This is a genomic window from Mycobacterium sp. E796 (assembly GCF_001672815.1).
Lineage (GTDB): Bacteria > Actinomycetota > Actinomycetes > Mycobacteriales > Mycobacteriaceae > Mycobacterium.
This window is the reverse complement of record NZ_LZKK01000141.1, coordinates 1-575: the sequence shown is the minus strand read 5'-3', so window position 1 is coordinate 575 and position 575 is coordinate 1. Positions and strand designations below refer to the sequence as shown.

1 pseudogene is annotated in these 575 nt (G+C 68.2%); it reads right to left on the bottom strand.

The annotated features are described in order from the left end of the window. Positions 1–575, bottom strand: a pseudogene (locus tag A5706_RS33545) (hypothetical protein); the annotation flags it as partial.

Here is a 575-nt window from a genome sequence, read left to right as displayed (position 1 = left end):
TGCTCACGATGCGGAGCGGGCTCGGAACCCTCGGCGCCGGAATAGATCAGCGCGCGTTCGCCCAACTCGGCGCAGGCGTCGGCGATCATGGCCACCGTCTCGGCGGGGGAACTGACCGGGGTGCTGCCAAAACCGAAGTAGATCGGCGGCTTTCCCGCGGCGATCCACGATGCGACCTCATCGTCGGTCTCGGCGGCCAACTCCAGGGTCAACGAACCCACGAAGGGGCGCTTGCCATTCCACTCCGCGGCCAGGCCGGGGAACATCGCCTGGTCGTAGGCCTGGATTTCGAGCGTTCCGCCGTCGGCCATCCGCTGCCACGCGGGAACCGTCGTGGGCGGCAGACCCAGCTCGCGGCGCTGCGCGTCCTCGTCCGCCTTGGTGAAGCGGGAATACAGCCACCAGCCCGCCGACAGCGTGGTGCGGACGATCGGCGCCGGCGACGGCAGAAACGGAACGCCGATCTGACCGTTGACCCGCACCGGGAAATGATGCAGCCCCGCCACCGGAATGTCGTAGTATTCCGCGACATTCGCCACCACCCCGTGGTAGGTCTGGCCCGTCAGCAGCAGGTC